This window comes from Paenarthrobacter sp. UW852 (assembly GCF_024608385.1).
Taxonomy (GTDB): domain Bacteria; phylum Actinomycetota; class Actinomycetes; order Actinomycetales; family Micrococcaceae; genus Arthrobacter.
In genome coordinates, this window is record NZ_JAMSGY010000001.1 from 299,059 (window position 1) to 317,198 (window position 18,140).

Sequence of the window (18,140 nt, forward strand, 5' to 3'; positions counted from 1 at the left end):
CCCCCGAAGGTGACCGCCGCCGTCGTCCGCGTTGTCTTAGGCCAGCGCGGAGACTGTGCCTGTGAAGTGCCGACGCCCGCTTCGGGGATTCCACGCGACGTAGTCCGAGCGCTCCCAGCCACCGGACTCCGACTGGACCGTGCTGATGTCCAACGCGACCCGTGCCGGAAGGAACACCGGAGCCTCGAACGCCACCTCCCAGGCGAACGAATCCGCCTTCACCGCTCCAACGTCCGCCAACGCGCGGGAGGCCAGGTACATTCCGTGGGCAATGGAACCACGCAAGCCCAGCGCCTTGGCCGACAGGACGCTCAAGTGGATCGGATTGAAATCGCCGGAAACCGTGGCGTAGCTCCGCCCGGTATCGAGGCCAAGTTGCCAGAGCGCCGTAGGGTTGGGCGGAGAGAAATCCCCGGTCCCCGCGGCGCCGTTCGGGGCCCCCGGCTTGTCGATGCCAGGAAGGAAGGTGCCCTTGGCGAGATAGGTGGAGACGCCGCGCCAGAGCAATTCACCGGTTGAATGTGAACGGACCTCGGCCACAATGTCCACCTGGGTCCCTGCCCTGTGCCCGGACAGGTTCTCCGCCCAGGAAAGGATGTCCAGGGACTCGGAGAATTCGATGGGAACCCTTTGATCCACCTTGTTTTTCAGGTGGATCATCCCCAGGAGGGGCAAGGGAAAATCGTCCCGGTTCATGACGCTCATGGAGATGGGAAACGCCAAGGCATGCACGTACCCGGCGGGCAGGGTGTCGCTGGCGGTCTCGCCGACCAGGTGCTGGTAGGCGGTGAGGTTTCCGACGTCGGCATGGACGTTCCGCACCTCATGGCTGACGGCCGGTAATTGCCCTGTCCCGCCCGCCGCACCAAGGACCCGGCGCCGTGCTGCCGTGGCAGCCGCATTCACGTACAGCTTGGACAGCGACGGAAGTTCGCCAAGAAGTACCGGCTGCAGCGTGCTCATGCTCCCACCAGTTGTTGGCCGCACACCCGCAGCACCCCTCCGGTTATTCCGCCGGCAGCGTCGCTGGCCAGGAACGCGATGGCCTCGGCGACGTCCTGGGGCTGGCCGCCCTGCTTGAGGGAGTTGAGCCTGCGGGCCGCCTCGCGGATGGCGAACGGCATCTTGGCTGTCATCTCCGTTTCGATGAAGCCCGGGGCAACCGCGTTGATGGTGCCACCGAATGGTTCCATGTGGTCGGCAGTGGAACGCACCATGCCGATCACCCCGCCCTTTGACGCTCCGTAGTTTGTCTGTCCCCGGTTGCCGGCGATGCCGCTGGTGGAGGCAACCGAAACTATGCGGGGAGAGTCTTTGAAGTGTTCGGAAGCGAGCAAAGCTTCGTTGATCCGCAGCTGGGCCGCGATGTTCACCGCGATGACTGAGCGCCAACGCCCCTCATCCATATTCGCCAGGAGCCTGTCCCGGGTGATGCCGGCGTTGTGGACCACGATGTCGAGGCGTCCGTGGCGTTCCACTGCGTGCTCGATGATGCGGTGCCCGGCGTCGTCGCGGCTGATATCCAACTGCAGGGCGGTCCCGCGGACATCGTTGGCGACCTTCGCCAGATGGTCACCCGCGGCCGGAATGTCGACGACGACTACCGTAGCCCCGTCACGGTGAAGGGTCCGGGCAATAGCTGCCCCGATGCCACGCGCCGCGCCGGTCACCACGGCGACCTTTCCGGCCAGTGGCTTCTCCGGATCGCCCGGCAGGATGCCCTTGGTGGAGCTGACCGTCAGGAACTGTCCGTCAACATAGGCAGAACGTCCCGACAGGAAGAAGCGCAGGGCTCCCAGTGCCGAGGGACTGGTGGTTGCAAGGTCGTCGGCCAGGAGAATGCCATTGGCCGTTGCCCCTGCCCGAAGCTCCTTGGCCAAGGAGCGCAAAAAGCCATCAATGCCCTGCCGCGCGGCGGCGGAGGCCGGAGACTGGGCGGAGTCCGCAGTGCGCGAGATGGTGACTACCCTGGCGTTGACGGCGAGGTCACGCAATGAGGCCCCGGCTGTGAGGACGGGTTTTGCCAGGTCGTCGGGGTGCTGCACGGCATCCAGGACCAGTACGATCGCGCCGAGTTTTTCCTTGGGCAGGGCGTTCCGCCGGACATCCAGGCCCCACCCCAGCAGGGTTGTGGCGATGTCGTCGGCGCCCGGGCTGTCCCCGCTGACGAGGACAGGGCCGGTGACCAGCGGTGCACCGGCGCTGTAACGCCGAAGTTCCACCGGCTGGGGAAGGCCGAGCCTTTTGGCGAGGTCCTTGCCGAGCCCTTGGCTCACCAATTGTGTGTATTTATCTGCCAAGACTCCCCCTAAGCTGCTTCCAGTATGGCGACGACGCCCTGCCCGCCGGCGGCGCACACGGAGATCAGGCCCCGCGCGGGCCGCCCGTTGACGGTGCCCTTCTCATGCAGCATCTTGGCAAGCGATGCCACGATCCTCCCACCCGTTGCGGCGAAAGGGTGTCCTGCCGCGAGCGACGATCCGTTGACGTTGAGCTTTGCGCGGTCCACCTTGCCCAGTGCACCGTCCAGGCCCAGGCGGGTGCGGCCGAATTCCTCGTCTTCCCATGCGGCCAGCGTGCTCAGGACGGTTCCGGCAAAGGCTTCATGGATCTCGAAGAAGTCGATGTCCTCAAAGGTCAGTCCATGGCGGGCCAGCAGGCGCGGGACAGCGAATACGGGAGCCATCAGCAGGCCGTCCTTGCCGTGGACGAAGTCGACGGCGGCCGCCTCACCATCCAGGACCGTGGCCAGCTTCGGCAGGCCGTGGGTATCGGCCCATTCCGTGCTTGCCAGCAGGACGGTGGAGGCGCCGTCAGTCAATGGGGTGGAGTTGCCGGCCGTCATTGTTGCCTCGGCGCCAAGGTTCCTGCCGAAGACCGGCTTCAGTGTGGACAGCTTCTCCAGCGTGGTATCGGGGCGGAGGTTGGAGTCGCGGTTGAGTCCGCGGTAGGGAGTGATGAGGTCATCGAAGAAGCCCCGCTCGTAGGCGGCTGCCAGGTTGCGGTGGCTGTTGAAAGCCAGTTCATCCTGGGCCTCACGGGTGATCTTCCACTGTGCGGTGGTGAGGGCCTGGTGCTCCCCCATGGAGAGGCCTGTCCGCGGTTCGCCGGTGTTCGGGGCATCGGGTGCCAGATCCTTGGGCCTGATGCGGCTGAGGATCTTCACTTTCTGCACCGGGGTCTTGGCGCGGTTCAGGTCCAGGAGTATCTCGCGGAGGCCCTCGCTCACTGCGATGGGCGCATCCGAGGCTGAATCAACGCCGCCGGCGATCGCCGAGTCGATCTGGCCCAGCTTGATCTTGTTGGCCAGCCCCAGGACTGTCTCCAGTCCGGTCGCGCAGGCCTGCTGAAGGTCGTAGGCCGGTGTCTCGGGTGAAAGGGCCGAGCCGAGGACGGCTTCGCGGGTGAGGTTGAAGTCCCTTGAGTGCTTGAGCACCGCTCCGGCCGCGACTTCGCCGATGCGTTCGTCCTGCAGGCCAAACCGGGCAATGAGCCCCTCAAGTGAGGCGGTCAGCATGTCCTGGTTGGAGGATTTGGCGTAGGCGCCGCCGGTCCGGGCGAAGGGGATGCGGTTGCCGCCGACAATAACGGCGGCGCGGTTCGCCGTGGGCCTAGCGGTGTGTTCCCGGGAAGCGTTCGGGTTCAGATCTGATGCAGCCATGCTGGTCTCCTTCGATCAATGCGGGTTACTGATACCCAGCGTACCTGATACGCTGGGTATCGTGAACAACAGCCACGATGAATCCGCCGTCTCAACAGCGACCCCGCAAGCCGGTGCCGTTGGGGTGGTTGACGGCCGGGCCGCCCGCTGGCAGTCGCACCGGGAAGAACGCCGGCGGGAACTCATCAAGGCGGCCCGCAAGGCCGTGCATAAGCTGGGCAGCGACTCCTCCATGGAGGACATCGCAAGCGCAGCGGGCACATCGAAGTCGGTTTTCTACCGCTATTTCGGTGACAAGGCAGGGCTGCAGCAGGCCATGGGTGAGGTAGTCCTCGGACAAATGCAACGCCGCATGCAGGAAGCAGCCCAACAGGCCCAAACGCCCCGGGAAGGTTTGCTGGCCATGGTGTCCGCTTATCTTCAAATGGCCGAATCAAGTCCCAATGTCTACGCCTTTATTACCCGGCTCTCGCCAGGCGAGGCATCCGCCCAGGACGCCATCGCGGCATCCGGTGCGCTGGGCAATTTTTTCGAACAGATCACCGGGATGATCGCCACGCCCATGCGTGAATACCTCGGCGACCACCATGAGTCGGTGATCGTCTATTGGCCCACGGCCGCAATCGGGCTGGTCAGGAATGCCGGCGAGATGTGGTTGGGAAGCCCCGCGGACAGCGCAAAACCCGATCAGGCGACCATGGCAGGGCAGATTACCGATTGGCTGTGCCTGGGCATCGCTCCGGCCCTCAAGACCACCACCTGACACCAGCAATGACTCATCAGTTGTCGGAACCAAAGAAGGAAGCAACATGACTGAAGTAGTGGACAAGGCCTCATCGGCCCAGAAATCCTCCGGCCGCGACGACGCAGCCACCGCTGCCACTGAACCCGTCGTGGATGTGGCTGCGCTCGGGGAGCAACTCCTCGGCAAATGGGCCCACATCCGCCACGAGGCCCGCAAAGTTGCAGGCAACCCGGCCGTGCAAAAGATCGAAGGGTTGCACCACACCGAGCACCGCGCCCGTGTCTTCGAGCAGTTGAAATTCCTGGTGGACAACAACACGGTCCACCGCGCCTTCCCGACCCGCCTGGGCGGTTCCGACGATCACGGCGGCAACATCGCAGGCTTCGAGGAGATCGTCACCGCAGATCCCTCCCTGCAGATCAAAGCCGGTGTGCAGTGGGGCCTATTCGGCTCCGCCGTGATGCACCTGGGCACCGCTGAACACCAGGACAAGTGGCTCCCCGGCATCATGAGCCTGGAGATACCCGGCTGCTTTGCGATGACAGAAACAGGGCATGGCTCAGATGTGGCCAGCATTGCCACCACCGCCACGTATGACGAAGCCAGCCAGGAATTCGTCATCAACACGCCCTTCCGTGCTGCCTGGAAGGACTACATCGGCAACGCTGCCACTGACGGCCTTGCCGCCGTCGTATTCGCGCAGCTGATTACCAAGAATGTCACTCACGGCGTCCACGCCTTCTACGTCGAACTCCGCGACCCCGCCACCAAGGAATTCCTGCCCGGCATCGGCGGCGAGGACGACGGCATCAAGGGTGGCCTGAACGGCATCGACAACGGCCGGCTGCACTTCACCAATGTCCGTATCCCCCGGACCAACCTGCTGAACCGGTATGGCGACGTGGCTGCGGACGGCACCTACACCTCCACCATCGAGAGCCCGGGGCGCCGCTTCTTCACCATGTTGGGAACCCTGGTCCAGGGGCGGGTTTCTCTGGACGGCGCCGCGGTTGCGGCGAGCAAGCTCGCGCTCAAGACGGCCATCCAGTACGCCACCGAACGCCGGCAGTTCAATGCCTCGTCCGCCATGGATGAGGAAGTGCTATTGGATTACCAGCGGCACCAGCGGCGCCTGTTCACCAGGCTGGCCACGACCTACGCAGCCAGCTTCGCGCACGAACAGCTGCTGCAGAAATTCGACGACGTCTTCTCGGGCGCGCACGACACTGACGCCGACCGGCAGGACCTGGAAACGCTCGCTGCCGCGCTCAAGCCGCTCAGCACCTGGCATGCCCTGGATACGCTGCAGGAATGCCGCGAAGCATGCGGCGGTGCCGGCTTCCTGATCGAGAACCGCTTCGCCTCTCTGCGTGCGGACCTGGACGTGTATGTGACGTTCGAGGGCGACAACACCGTCCTGCTGCAGCTGGTGGCAAAGCGATTGCTGGCCGATTACGCCAAGGAATTCCGCAGCGCCGACTTCGGCGTCCTTGCCCGCTACGTCGTGGATCAGGCCGCCGGGGTGGCCTTGCACAGGACGGGCCTGCGGCAGGTTGCACAGTTCGTTGCCGACACCGGCTCGGTCCAAAAAGCGGCTCTCGCGCTGCGGGACGAAGAAGGCCAGCGGACCTTGCTCGCTGACCGGGTCCAGTCCATGGTCGCTGAGGTGGGTGCGGCACTCAAGGGTGCCAACAAGCTTCCCCAGCACCAGGCCGCAGCATTGTTCAACCAGCACCAACACGAACTCATCGAAGCTGCACAGGCCCACGCGGAACTCCTGCAGTGGGAGGCTTTCACCGAGGCACTCCCCCACGTTGCCGATAAGGGAACCAAGCGTGTCCTGACCTGGCTGCGTGATCTGTTCGGCTTGTCGCTGATCGAGAAGCACCTCTCCTGGTACCTCATGAACGGCAGGTTGTCCATGCAGCGTGGCCGGACCGTGGGCACCTACATCAACCGCCTGCTGGTCAAGATCCGGCCGCACGCACTGGACCTCGTCGATGCCTTTGGATACGGCCCGGAACACCTGCGCGCTGCCATCGCGACCGGGGCTGAAGCCACCCGGCAGGACCAGGCCCGCGAACATTTCCGTGGGCAGCGCGCCAGTGGCACCGCTCCTGCCGACGAGAAAGCCCTGCTTGCCTTGAAGGCCGCCAAGTCCCGTTAGCAGTACTCCGCTGACAGGCGGTGAACAGTTGCGGAACCTTTGTTAACGCCCGACGGCGCCGTCCCCACCGAAGTGGGGCGGCGCCGTCGTACTTTGTTTTTGCTTGTCGGAAGCTGCGCGTCAGCGCAGGACCGAGCGGTACACCTCAAGGGTCGTTTCGGTGATGGACTCCCAGGAGAAGTGCTCCTCCGCCCTGCGCCGTCCCGCAATACCCATTTCACGGGCACGGGCCGGGTCAGCGACCACCTGGTTCAAGGCTGCAGCGAAATCGCTGACGAACTTTTCCGGATCCAGCGGAGTGCCGGTGCCGTCGGTGACCTGTTCCAGCTGGACCAGCAGGCCGGTTTCCCCGTGCTGGACCACCTCGGGGATGCCGCCGGTTGCGCTGGCCACCACGGCTGCGCCGCAGGCCATGGCCTCAAGGTTCACGATGCCCAGGGGCTCGTAGATCGACGGGCATGCGAAGGCGGTGGCATGGCTGAGGACCTGGATCAGTTCCCGCCGCGGGAGCATCCGCTCAATCAGGACCACGCCTTCGCGTTTGGTCTGCAGTTCCTCGATGAGGCGGGCAGTTTCCGCAGCCAGCTCCGGGGTGTCCGCGGCGCCGAGGCACAGCACCAGCTGGACATCGTCCGGCAAGCTCGAAGCCGCGCGAAGCAGGTAGGGAACGCCCTTCTGGCGCGTGTTGCGCCCCACGAACACCACGCTCGGCTTGGCGGGATCGATCCCCAACGCCCGGATCGCGTCGTCCTCTTCATCACGCTCCCACAGCGAGACGTCGATGCCGTTGTGGACCACGCGGACCTTGTCCGGATCCACGCTGGGGTAGCTGCGGAGGATGTCCTGGCGCATGCCGTCGGATACGGCGATGATGGCAGCGGCAGCCTCATAAGCGGTCTTTTCCACCCAAGAGGACAGGGCATAGCCGCCTCCAAGCTGTTCAGCCTTCCATGGGCGCAGGGGCTCAAGGCTGTGGGCGCTGAGGACATGCGGAATGCCGTGCAGCAGCGAAGCGAGGTGGCCGGCCATGTTGGCGTACCAGGTGTGCGAGTGGACGAGGTCCGCTCCCGCAATGTCCGGAACGATCCTCAGGTCCACGCCCAGCGTTTGGATTGCGGCGTTGGCATCGCCGAGGTCTTCGGGCGTGGCGTATGACGCCACAGTAGCCCCGTGGTAGTCGGCATCACGGGGCGCACCGAACGCCCGGACGTGAAGGTCGACGTGCTTTGCCAGCACCCGGCTGAGCTCGGCAACGTGGACACCGGCACCGCCATAAATTTCCGGAGGGAATTCTTTAGTCACAATGTCTATTCGCACGCTAACCAACGTAGTCGTTCCGGCGTATGTGTTCTAGTGTGAAAGAGTCCGGAAAATCGGACTTTTGGGGGCTACGAAGACGTACGGGGAGCAGTGACCATGGCGTTGAAGAAAGTTTTGGCAATTGTATTGGCTGGCGGCGAGGGTAACCGACTCATGCCGCTGACGGCGGACCGGGCCAAGCCCGCGGTTCCGTTTGCCGGCGGCTACCGGCTCATCGACTTTGCATTATCCAATCTCGTTAACTCGGGATACTTGAAAATAGTTGTGCTGACGCAATACAAGTCGCATAGCCTTGACCGCCACATCTCTGAAACCTGGCGCATGTCCACGCAGTTGGGCCGTTACGTGGCGTCGGTTCCGGCGCAGCAGCGCGTGGGCAAGAGCTGGTTCCTTGGCAGTGCAAACGCCATCTACCAATCGCTGAACCTCATCCATGACGACGCCCCGGACATCGTGGTAGTGGTCGGCGCCGATCACGTGTACCGCATGGACTTCTCGCAGATGGTGGAGCAGCACATCGCCAGCGGTGCCAAGGCCACCGTGGCCGCAGTCCGCCAGCCGCTGAACATGGCCAACCAGTTCGGCGTGATCGAGGTAGACCAGAACGATCCCCAGAAGATTGCCGCCTTTGTGGAGAAGCCTGCCAGCACCCCCGGGCTCGCAGCCGACCCCACGCAGTTCCTTGCCTCCATGGGCAACTACGTCTTCGACGCCGATGCGTTGGTTGAGGCACTGCACGTTGACGCGGAACGGCTCGACACCAAGCACGACATGGGTGGCGACATCATCCCCTATTTCGTCGACCAAGGCGAAGCCGGCGTGTACGACTTCACGCTCAATGACATCCCCGGCGCTACGGACCGGGATCGTACTTACTGGCGGGACGTGGGGACCATCGACTCGTTCTACGACGCACACATGGACCTCATCTCCCCCGTCCCTGTCTTCAACCTCTACAACTCCGAATGGCCCATCTACACCCGCCAAAGCATTTCCCCGCCGGCAAAGTTTGTTCGCGGCGAAAACAACACGGTGGGCACTGCCCTCGATTCCATCGTGGCCAGCGGCGTGGTGATTTCCGGAGGCATCGTTGAAGGATCCGTCCTTTCCAACGATGCGTACGTGGCGGCTGGGAGCCGTGTCCAGGACTCCGTCCTCATGGACAAGGTCCGTGTGGGTGAAGGCGCCGTGATCAAGCGCGCCATCCTGGATAAAAACGTCAAGGTCCCCGCGGGGGCTGCCATCGGCTTGGACCCGGAGCTGGACAGGGCACGTGGATACAAGGTCACGGAGTCCGGAATCACTGTCCTCGCGAAGGGCCAGGTGGTCCCGGAGCCAGGCGAAGCCGAGCTCGCTCTGTCAGCCCAGCATCGCCGCAGCCTTCCGGAAGCGGTCAAGGCAGCCACACACCACGATCCCGACATCCGTGACTCCGCCGAAAAGGTAGCCGCTGGAATCCAGGCCCGCGTGGCGGACGCCGCATCCCAGGGCGCCGCGCACTAACCCGCAGTCCACTGACAGAACCCGAGGCAGGCCGGAGGCTCCCAAGGCTGTAAAATCAGGTCAATGAGCTCCACCGATCTGACGCCTGAAGAGATCCAGGCCTGCCTCAAGGTTCTGACAACGATCCACGTCTATGACGAAGAGCACCCGGACTATGTTGCCGTCCGGCGTGCCACCGGCAAGATGTTCAAGGCCGTCAAGCGCCACCGCCGCGTCACCAAACGCGACTCCATCGCCGAGGCCGACCGTGCTGTTATTGCCCTGACAGCAACAGCAGCCCCGGACCGGATTGATGACGAGACCCGCGGCAACAAGCTTGCCCCGTCGGCCACAGGCGAGATCGCCGGGCACCTGATCCGTTCCCGCCCCTGCTACATCTGCAAAACGCATTACACCCAGGTGGATGCTTTCTACCACCAGTTGTGTCCGGAATGCGCGGCCTTCAGCCACAGCAAGCGTGATGCCCGCACCGACCTCACTGGCCGGAGGGCGTTGTTGACCGGCGGACGCGCCAAGATTGGCATGTACATTGCCCTGCGCCTGCTCCGGGACGGCGCCCACACCACCATCACCACCCGTTTCCCCAAGGACGCCGCCCGTCGTTTTGCCGCGATGGAAGACAGCTCGGAATGGCTGCACCGCCTAAGTATCGTTGGCATCGACCTTCGCGACCCGGCCCAGGTCATGGCGCTCACGGATTCGCTCAACGAGGCCGGACCGTTGGACATCATCATCAACAATGCAGCCCAGACTGTGCGGCGCTCAGGCAATGCCTACAAACCGCTGGTGGATGCCGAAGACGAACCGTTGCCTGCCGCCCTGGAAGCGGCCAACGGCGGACCCGAGCTGGTGACGTTCGGCCATGCGCATGACAAGCACCCCTTGGCTCTGGCCAGCAGCGTCACCGAACACCCGGTGCTGGCTGGTGATGCGATCACGTCCTTGGCGCTCTCGACGGGTTCTGCGTCCCTGGAGCGTATCGAATCGGGGACAGCCATTGATGCCGGCGGACTGGTCCCGGACCTGGCCTCGATCAACAGCTGGACCCAGGTGGTGGACGAAGTGGATCCCCTGGAGATGCTCGAGGTCCAGCTGTGCAATGTCACCGCACCCTTCCTGCTGGTCAGCCGGCTGCGTGGGGCGATGAAGCGTTCCACGGCACATCGCAAGTACATCGTGAACGTCTCAGCGATGGAAGGGCAGTTCTCGCGCGCCTACAAGGGCCCCGGGCACCCCCACACCAACATGGCCAAGGCTGCGTTGAATATGATGACCCGGACCAGCGCCCAGGAGATGCTGGACTCCGACGGCATCCTCATGACCGCCGTGGACACGGGCTGGATCACCGATGAACGTCCGCACTACACCAAGGTCAGGCTGATGGAAGAAGGTTTCCATGCTCCCTTGGACTTGGTGGACGGTGCCGCGCGCGTCTACGACCCCATCGTGATGGGCGAGAAGGGCGAGGACCAGTACGGCGTGTTTCTCAAGGACTACAAGCCGTCCCCCTGGTAGAAAATTATATTGAGTACAGCCAAGGCCCTTAAGAGTTCTTCTTAAGGGCCTTGGCTATATAGGGGCTTCTACGCGAGACGGGTGATCTCCACCGAAACGGAGAGCCCAGAGCCTCCGCCGCCGGAAAGGATTCCCTTCAGCGGAGGAACGTCTCGGTAGTCGCGGCCCCTCGCGACAGTGACGTGATAGTCGCCGGCCGGTTTGTGGTTGGTGGGGTCCCAGCTGCGCCATTCGCCGTCCCACCATTCCAACCAGGCGTGCGACTGTCCGGCTACTGTTTCCCCGATGTCAGCCGATGACCGCGGGTGGATGTAACCGGACACGTAGCGGGCCGGGATGCCGCTGCAGCGCAGGGCTCCAATGGCAAGGTGGGCCAGGTCCTGGCACACACCCTGACGCTGCGACCACGCCTGCTCGGCATTCGTCGTCACGCCGGTGGTGCCCTTCATGTAGGTCATCTCGCCGGCCATCCACTCGAACACCGCCAACGCCGCCTCATGGGGGTTCTTTCCTTCGACAATGCCGGGAACAATGTCGAGTACCTCTTCACCGGGGCCGCTCAACCGCGACTGGGGCAGCCAGTCGCTGAATTCGTCCTGGATCTTGTCCGAGGCGATGACGTCCCAACCAACAATGTCGTCTTCCGTTGCCACGCGCTCACTGCGGTGGACCTCCACCGTGGCCGTTGCAAGCACTTCCAGGCTTTCGTGCGGCATCTGCATATCGAAGGCCGTGACCCGGGTGCCCCAATAGTCGCGGTAGGTGCTCACGGAAGCCTGGTTCGGTGAGACCTTCAGGGACGCTTCCAGGACCACCTGCTGTCCGTCCGTCAACGGGGTCATCCGGGCCTCGTTGTAGGACAGGGTCACGCGGCGGTTGTACTTGTAGGCCGTCTTGTGGACGATGCTCAGCCGGGTCATGAAACTTCTCCCACCCAGGCGTGTTCATCAGCCTGATTGAAGTACTTACGGGAAATGGCATCAGAAGCCTGTGTCACGGCCTTCTGCACACGTTCCATGTGCTCGGGCAGTTCAGACATGAGGTCATCGGTGCGGTGGAACTCAAGGAAGGTCCGGGCCTGGCCCACGATCCGCCGGGCGTCGTTGATGAAACCAACGCGCTGCGCCGAGGGGTCCAGCTTGGCAAGGCACTCATCGGCGTCGCGCAACGCGTACACGATCGAGCGGGGAAACAAGCGGTCCAGGAGCAGGAATTCGGCTGCATGCTGGTCGCCGAAGGCTGCCCGGCGGGTGCGGATGAAGGATTCGTAGGCACCGGCACAGCGCAGCATGTTGACCCAGGACATACCAGCCGACTGGACATCACGGGTGGACAGCATGCGGGCGGTCATGTCGGCCCGCTCAAGGGAGCGCCCCAGGACCATGAACAGCCAGCTTTCGTCGTGGCTGACGGTCGTATCAGCCAGTCCTCGTACCATCGCGGTCCGTTCAAGCACCCAGTTGCAGAAACGGTATGTCCCAACGACGTCCTTGCGGTGCTGGTTGAGGCCGTAGTACGTCGTGTTGAGGCTTTCCCACAGGGATTGCGAGACGGTCTCCCGGGCACGCCGCGCGTTTTCCCGGGCTGCCCCGAGGGAACCGGCGATCGAGGAGGCGCTCTGCTTGTCGTAGGCCAGGGCATGGAGCAGTTCAGGCAGGCCGAAGTCCTCGCTCTGGGGTTTGGCGCCCATGACGGCGAGCAGTTCCCGCGCCACGCTGCGCTGCTCCTCGAGGGGAAGGTGGTTCAGGCGCTCCAGGTGCACGTCAAGGATCCGGGCAGTACCGTCGGCGCGTTCTACGTAGCGTCCGATCCAAAAGAGTGACTCAGCAATACGGCTCAGCATGGAACTGTGCCTCCTTCACGTGGTGCCTGTCGTAGTTCAAGTAGTTGGTGGAGGGGTTTCACTGCTGTTGCTCCGTCTGCCGGTCGCGCCAGTTGCTTTCGACAGGCCACACAGAAACCTGCTCACGCACGGTCACGGACTGGCGCGGGATGAACTCGGCAGGCAACTCCGGTGAATTGGCCAGCACCCAGGTGTCCTTGGAACCACCGCCTTGGCTGGAGTTCACAATCAGGGACCCTTCCTTCAGCGCAACCCGGGTCAGGCCACCGGGCAGGACCCAGACGTCGTCGCCGTCGTTCACGGCAAACGGACGCAGGTCCACGTGGCGGGGACCGAACTTGTCGCCCGAAAGGGTCGGCACCGTGGAGAGCTGCAGGACAGGCTGGGCGATCCACCCGCGGGGATCGGCGATCACGCGCTTGCGCAAGGCATCCAGTTCGTCCTTGGAGGCGTCCGGGCCAATAACAAGTCCCTTGCCGCCCGAGCCGTCAACCGGCTTGACCACCAGTTCATCGAGGCGGTCCAGAACATGCTCCCTGGCTTCCTTTTCCTCGAGTCGGAAAGTGTCGACGTTGGCGATGATCGGCTCTTCGTGGAGGTAGTACCGGATCAGGTCAGGCACGTAACTGTACACGAGCTTGTCATCGGCTACGCCGTTGCCTACTGCGTTGGCGATGGTGACTCCGCCCGCACGGGCAGCGTTGACCAAACCGGGGCAACCCAGCATGGAATCGGAGCGGAACTGGAGGGGATCGAGGAAGTCGTCATCAATGCGCTTGTAGATCACGTCCACACGCTGTTCACCCGCGGTGGTCCGCATGTAGACACGGTTGCCACGGCAGATGAGGTCGCGCCCTTCCACCAGTTCCACGCCCATCAGGCCGGCGAGGAGGGTGTGCTCAAAGTAGGCGCTGTTGAAGACACCCGGAGTCAGGACAACAACCGTCGGATCGTCGACACCGGCCGGTGCTGTTTTGCGCAGGGCCGAAAGCAGCCGCCGGGGGTATTCCTCCACGGGCCTGATGTGCTGCTGGCCGAACGCTTCAGGTAGGCCCTTTGCCATGGCCCGGCGGTTTTCCAGGACGTAGCTTACGCCCGACGGGACACGGACGTTGTCCTCCAGCACGCGGAAAGTTCCGGCAGCATCGCGGACGACGTCGATACCCGAGACGTGCACACGGACCCCGCCGGACGGTTCAAAGCCGTGGACCGCCCGGTGGAAGTGCGCGCTGGTGGTGACGAGCTGCCGTGGGATCACGCCATCGGCCACCACCGCCATGCGTCCATAAACGTCGTTGAGGAACGCTTCGAGGGCCTTGACGCGCTGGGCGACACCGCGCTCCAGGACGTCCCATTCGTCGGCCGGGATGACGCGGGGAACAATGTCGAGCGGGAAGGGCCGCTCCTCCCCCGCATAGTCGAAGGTCACTCCGCGGTCCAGGAAGGTGCGGGCCATGGAGTCCGCCCTGGCGGTGACATCCGCCAGGGAAAGCTCGCGCAAGGCACCGGAAACCTGACCGTAGGATTTTCTGGCTACGTGGCCCGGGGCAAACATCTCGTCGTAGGCGCCACTGCGGGCGGCGGCCTCGGAGTAATCCTGGAATAGGTCAGACATGGGAATTAGACAATCACCTTTTCGAGTCGAGCGCATTTCGCGTTGATTGTGTCGCTGTTTCCGGGAACCCCCCGGTTCGCCTTTCCGTGCCCCCATCCGGCAGGGTTGAGGCATGCCCTTCAAGAGTCCCGCTTCCCAGCTGTCCCGGTTGGGGCCGGGATTGGTCCTGTGCTTCGCCGCAACGGGCCTTGCCTTCACCATCCACGCGGTCTTGCCAGCTGTTCCAGCAATGACTCTCGCTGTTGCCTTGGGCTTGCTCTCAGCAAATATACCGGGCACCTCTGTCCTCACTGCAGGGCGCGCCCGCCCGGGCCTGGACTTCGCCGGAAAGCACCTCATGCGGGCCGGAATCGTGCTGCTGGGCCTCAAGGTCAGCATTCAGGATGTGCTGGGACTGGGCTGGTTGTCCCTGGTCCTCATAGCCGGTGTGGTGCTGGTCAGCTTTGTGGGCACCTATGGGTTGGCCCGCTTACTGCGGCTGCCTGGCGAGACCGCCCTGCTGATCGCCACGGGTTTCTCCATCTGCGGCGCCTCGGCTATCGGCGCGATGGCTGCTGTGCGGCGCATCAGGCATCAGGACACTGTGCTCCCGGTGGCGCTCGTAACGCTATGCGGCACCCTTGCCATTGGCGTGTTGCCCCTCCTCATGCACCCCCTGAACCTGAACCCGGAACAGTTTGGGGCATGGACCGGCGCTTCCGTGCACGATGTGGGCCAGGTGGTGGCCACGGCGCAAACTGCGGGGACGGCGGCCCTGGCGATCGCCGTCGTCGTGAAATTGACACGGGTAGTCCTGCTGGCTCCGGTAGTGGCGGCGGCGGGACTGCATCAGCGCGTCGACCATGTGCGGAAGCGGGTCAATGGTGCCGGCCAGGATGACGGGACCGACGGCAAGTTCCCGCCTATCGTTCCGCTTTTTGTGCTCGGCTTCCTTGCCATGGTCGCTGTGCGATCCGTGGGCTGGGCTACCCCGGCGGTCCTGGAAGGAGCCGCCCTGGTCCAGGACATCCTGCTCGCATCGGCGCTTTTCGGACTGGGATCCGCCGTGCGTGTCCGCACGCTGATCCACACGGGTGGACGCGCGGTGATGGTGGCCCTGGGCTCTTGGCTGCTCATCGCATCGCTGGGCCTGGTTGCTGCCTGGATCATGATTAGATAGCCGTGTGTCGAATCACAATCTGTCGCGCGACGAAGCCGCAACCCGCTCAGCCCTGATCACCACCCACAGCTACGACGTCATCCTCGATGTCCGCGACGCGGCAGATCCCGCAGTCGCCGGCTATCCGAGCACCAGCACCATCACGTTCTCCGCCGAGCCCGGCTCTGCGACGTTCCTGGACTTCATCAGCGGCGGCGTGCAGTCGGTGGTGCTGAACGGCCAGGCCCTGGACGTCGATGCGGTGGTGGACCGGGACCGGGTCATCCTCGAAAACCTCGCTGCGGACAACCAGGTGACGGTGGCCGGAACGGCACTCTACAGCCGATCCGGGGAAGGCATGCACCGCTTCGTTGATCCCGCCGACGGGCAGTGCTACCTCTACACCCAGTACGAACCGGCAGACAGTCGACGCGTCTTCGCCAACTTCGAACAGCCCGACCTCAAAGCCGAGTTCACCTTCCACGTGATCGCACCTGCTGGCTGGGAGGTCGCGTCCAACGGCGTTGAAGCCGCGCGCACAACCTTGGCGGATGACCCCAAAGCGGCCCAATGGGACTTCGAAACCACCAAGCGGATGTCCACATACATCACCACGGTGCTGGCCGGGCCGTACTTCAAAGCGACGGACCACTGGGGAGCAACGCTCGACGGCGACACCCGGCTTGAGGTGCCGCTGGCACTTTACTGCCGCGCCTCATTGGCAGACGCTTTCGACGCCGACGAGCTGTTCCGCTTGACCAAGAACGGGCTGGAGTTCTTCAACGCCCTCTTCGACTATCCCTACCCCTGGGGCAAGTACGATCAGGCATTCGTGCCCGAATACAACCTCGGGGCCATGGAAAATCCCGGACTGGTCACCTTCACGGAAAAGTATGTCTACGCCTCGCGGGCCACCGACGCCCAGTACCAGGGACGCGCCAACACCCTGATGCACGAGATGGCCCACATGTGGTTCGGTGACCTCGTCACCATGAACTGGTGGGACGACCTCTGGCTCAAGGAGTCGTTCGCTGACTACATGGGAACCCTTGGCGTGGATCGTGCCACTGACTGGGAATCCGCATGGGTGAACTTCGCCAGCAAACGCAAGGCTTGGGCGTATCTGCAGGACCAGCTGCCCACCACCCATCCGATCGTCGCCGACATTCCGGACCTTGAGGCGGCCAAGCAGAACTTCGACGGCATCACCTACGCCAAGGGCGCTTCGGTCCTGAAACAGTTGGTTGCCTACGTCGGTTTTGACGCCTTCATCGCCGGATCACGCCAGTATTTCCGCGACCACGCCTACGGCAACACCTCCCTGAAGGACCTGCTGGAAGCGCTAAGTGCCTCCTCTGGCCGGGACCTGTCCGGTTGGGCGCGCCAATGGCTGCAGACTTCCGGAATCTCCACCATTTCAGCCGGGATTGTCGAAGACGACGGGACGCTGGGCGCGGTGACGCTCCAACAGGACGCCATCGACCCCATCACAGGGCACCAGGAACTCCGCCCCCACCGCATGCGGCTTGGCTTGTATGACCCCAACGCAGACGGTGCCCTTGTTAGGACCGAAAGTATCGAAATTGATGTGGACGGTCCCAGCACCCTGGTGGCCGAGCTGAACGGCAAGCCCCGGCCTGCCCTGCTGTTGGTCAACGATGACGACCTGAGCTATGCAAAGATCAGGCTCGATCCCGGATCCGAACACACGGTGAGGTCTTCGCTGGACAAGATCCAGGACCCCATGGCCCGGGCACTGTGCTGGACGGCGCTTTGGGATTCGGCCCGCGACGGCGTCACCCCTGCAGCCCGGTATGTCGCCGCGGTGGAACAGTTCGCTCCGGCCGAAACCGGCATTGGAGTCCTGCTCAATGTCCTGGGCAACGCCTCCACCGCCATTGAGCGATTCGTGCCTGCTAAGACGCGGGACGGTGTCCGCAAGGACTTCCTGGCCGTTGCTGCCGCACAGTTGAAGGCTGCCCCAGCGGGGTCGGACCAGCAACTCGCCTGGGCCAGGACACTCGCGGATGTCTCGCGGCATGGCGACTCTGAGCTCTCCCTGCTGCGCAGCATCCTTGACGGCAGCGTTGTCATTGACGGACTCGCAGTCGACGCAGAACTGCGCTGGAGCCTGTGGCAGGCCCTGGCAGCCCACGGACAGGCGTCGCAAGCTGAGCTCGACCGGGAACTGGAAGCGGACAAGACGGCCTCAGGACGTGAGGGCCACGCTCTTGCCTCGGCGGCCCGCCCAGACCCTTCGGTGAAGGCCGCGGCATGGGATTCGGCGGTCCTGGGTACCGGACTCTCCAATGAAATCCTGAGCGCGACCATTGCAGGCTTCGCCACGGCCCCGGCTGCCCTGTTGCAACCCTACGTGGAACCGTATTTCGATTGCCTTGAAAAGGTGTGGGCAGAGCGAAGCATTGAAATTGCCGGAAGGATTGTCCGCGGACTGTTCCCGGCCGCCCAGGACCTTGGCGACGGCATGGAACCTGCCCGGCACCCGGTGGTGCTCCGCACCGACGAATGGCTGGCCGAACATGGTGACGCTCCGCGTGCGTTGCGGCGCATCATTATCGAGCAGCGCAGCCACCTGTTGCGTGCCCTGACTGCGCAGGCCGCCAAGGGCTAGG

13 protein-coding genes are annotated in these 18,140 nt (G+C 63.8%); 6 read left to right on the top strand and 7 right to left on the bottom strand.

What is annotated here, in order from left to right; all coding sequences use genetic code 11:
- Positions 1–36: 36 nt before the first annotated feature.
- The 3 genes from NEK97_RS01420 to NEK97_RS01430 are packed head-to-tail and all read right to left on the bottom strand — an operon-like array spanning position 37 to position 3,661.
- Positions 37–963 carry a MaoC/PaaZ C-terminal domain-containing protein gene (locus tag NEK97_RS01420; RefSeq protein WP_257368100.1) on the bottom strand — a complete coding sequence of 309 codons (927 nt, stop codon included), beginning with the start codon at positions 961–963 and terminating at the stop codon, positions 37–39.
- Positions 960–2,300 (bottom strand): 3-oxoacyl-ACP reductase, encoded by a 1,341-nt coding sequence (locus NEK97_RS01425; protein ID WP_257368101.1) that lies wholly within the window; start codon positions 2,298–2,300, stop codon positions 960–962. Before NEK97_RS01425 ends, NEK97_RS01420 begins: the two co-directional genes overlap by 4 nt.
- Before the next feature lie 8 nt (positions 2,301–2,308).
- The gene (locus NEK97_RS01430; RefSeq protein WP_235521992.1) at positions 2,309–3,661 is read right to left on the bottom strand and encodes an acetyl-CoA C-acetyltransferase; all 1,353 of its coding nucleotides are present in this window, start codon (positions 3,659–3,661) and stop codon (positions 2,309–2,311) included.
- On the opposite strand from NEK97_RS01430, the gene NEK97_RS01435 reads away from it, so the two are divergent.
- Together NEK97_RS01435 and NEK97_RS01440 are read left to right on the top strand one after the other, a co-directional pair.
- Positions 3,660–4,424, top strand: coding sequence for a TetR/AcrR family transcriptional regulator (locus NEK97_RS01435; RefSeq protein WP_235521991.1), 765 nt, complete (start codon positions 3,660–3,662; stop codon positions 4,422–4,424). The genes NEK97_RS01430 and NEK97_RS01435 overlap by 2 nt on opposite strands.
- Positions 4,425–4,470: 46 nt before the next feature.
- Positions 4,471–6,573, top strand: coding sequence for an acyl-CoA dehydrogenase (locus NEK97_RS01440; RefSeq protein WP_257368102.1), 2,103 nt, complete (start codon positions 4,471–4,473; stop codon positions 6,571–6,573).
- A 120-nt stretch (positions 6,574–6,693) separates the two neighbouring features.
- Here NEK97_RS01440 and glgA read toward each other — a convergent pair whose 3' ends face one another.
- Positions 6,694–7,890, bottom strand: a complete 1,197-nt coding sequence (glgA, locus tag NEK97_RS01445) for a glycogen synthase (protein WP_257368103.1) — start codon at positions 7,888–7,890, stop codon at positions 6,694–6,696.
- A gap of 93 nt (positions 7,891–7,983) precedes the next feature.
- Here glgA and glgC point away from each other — a divergent pair, with 93 nt between their 5' ends.
- Both glgC and NEK97_RS01455 read left to right on the top strand, forming a co-directional pair.
- The gene (glgC, locus tag NEK97_RS01450) at positions 7,984–9,396 is read left to right on the top strand and encodes a glucose-1-phosphate adenylyltransferase (protein WP_257368104.1); all 1,413 of its coding nucleotides are present in this window, start codon (positions 7,984–7,986) and stop codon (positions 9,394–9,396) included.
- A 63-nt stretch (positions 9,397–9,459) separates the two neighbouring features.
- Entirely contained in the window at positions 9,460–10,911 is a 1,452-nt protein-coding gene (locus tag NEK97_RS01455) for an SDR family NAD(P)-dependent oxidoreductase (RefSeq protein ID WP_257368105.1), read from the top strand.
- Positions 10,912–10,979: 68 nt separating this feature from the next.
- Here NEK97_RS01455 and NEK97_RS01460 read toward each other — a convergent pair whose 3' ends face one another.
- The 3 genes from NEK97_RS01460 to NEK97_RS01470 are packed head-to-tail and all read right to left on the bottom strand — an operon-like array spanning position 10,980 to position 14,369.
- Positions 10,980–11,831, bottom strand: a complete 852-nt coding sequence (locus NEK97_RS01460; protein ID WP_257368106.1) for a transglutaminase family protein — start codon at positions 11,829–11,831, stop codon at positions 10,980–10,982.
- Entirely contained in the window at positions 11,828–12,754 is a 927-nt protein-coding gene (locus tag NEK97_RS01465; protein ID WP_144648266.1) for an alpha-E domain-containing protein, read from the bottom strand. Before NEK97_RS01465 ends, NEK97_RS01460 begins: the two co-directional genes overlap by 4 nt.
- 58 nt (positions 12,755–12,812) lie before the next feature.
- A complete protein-coding gene (locus NEK97_RS01470) occupies positions 12,813–14,369 on the bottom strand; it encodes a circularly permuted type 2 ATP-grasp protein (RefSeq protein WP_257368107.1) in 1,557 nt (518 codons plus the stop codon).
- Positions 14,370–14,481: 112 nt separating this feature from the next.
- Between NEK97_RS01470 and NEK97_RS01475 the strand changes: the two genes are divergently transcribed.
- Both NEK97_RS01475 and pepN read left to right on the top strand, forming a co-directional pair.
- Positions 14,482–15,528 carry a YeiH family protein gene (locus NEK97_RS01475; protein ID WP_257368108.1) on the top strand — a complete coding sequence of 349 codons (1,047 nt, stop codon included), beginning with the start codon at positions 14,482–14,484 and terminating at the stop codon, positions 15,526–15,528.
- Between the two features lie 4 nt (positions 15,529–15,532).
- Positions 15,533–18,139, top strand: coding sequence for an aminopeptidase N (gene pepN, locus NEK97_RS01480; RefSeq protein ID WP_257368109.1), 2,607 nt, complete (start codon positions 15,533–15,535; stop codon positions 18,137–18,139).
- The last annotated feature ends 1 nt before the right edge of the window (position 18,140 follow it).

What these genes read in the sequence shown, in the direction of transcription:
- NEK97_RS01420 (WP_257368100.1), bottom strand. Translation starts at nt 963, where the DNA reads ATGAGCACGCTGCAGCCGGTACTTCTTGGCGAACTTCCGTCGCTGTCC.
- NEK97_RS01435 (WP_235521991.1), top strand. Translation starts at nt 3,660, where the DNA reads ATGCTGGTCTCCTTCGATCAATGCGGGTTACTGATACCCAGCGTACCT.
- NEK97_RS01430 (WP_235521992.1), bottom strand. Translation starts at nt 3,661, where the DNA reads ATGGCTGCATCAGATCTGAACCCGAACGCTTCCCGGGAACACACCGCT.
- NEK97_RS01440 (WP_257368102.1), top strand. Translation starts at nt 4,471, where the DNA reads ATGACTGAAGTAGTGGACAAGGCCTCATCGGCCCAGAAATCCTCCGGC.
- NEK97_RS01455 (WP_257368105.1), top strand. Translation starts at nt 9,460, where the DNA reads ATGAGCTCCACCGATCTGACGCCTGAAGAGATCCAGGCCTGCCTCAAG.
- NEK97_RS01460 (WP_257368106.1), bottom strand. Translation starts at nt 11,831, where the DNA reads ATGACCCGGCTGAGCATCGTCCACAAGACGGCCTACAAGTACAACCGC.
- NEK97_RS01465 (WP_144648266.1), bottom strand. Translation starts at nt 12,754, where the DNA reads ATGCTGAGCCGTATTGCTGAGTCACTCTTTTGGATCGGACGCTACGTA.
- NEK97_RS01470 (WP_257368107.1), bottom strand. Translation starts at nt 14,369, where the DNA reads ATGTCTGACCTATTCCAGGATTACTCCGAGGCCGCCGCCCGCAGTGGC.
- NEK97_RS01475 (WP_257368108.1), top strand. Translation starts at nt 14,482, where the DNA reads ATGCCCTTCAAGAGTCCCGCTTCCCAGCTGTCCCGGTTGGGGCCGGGA.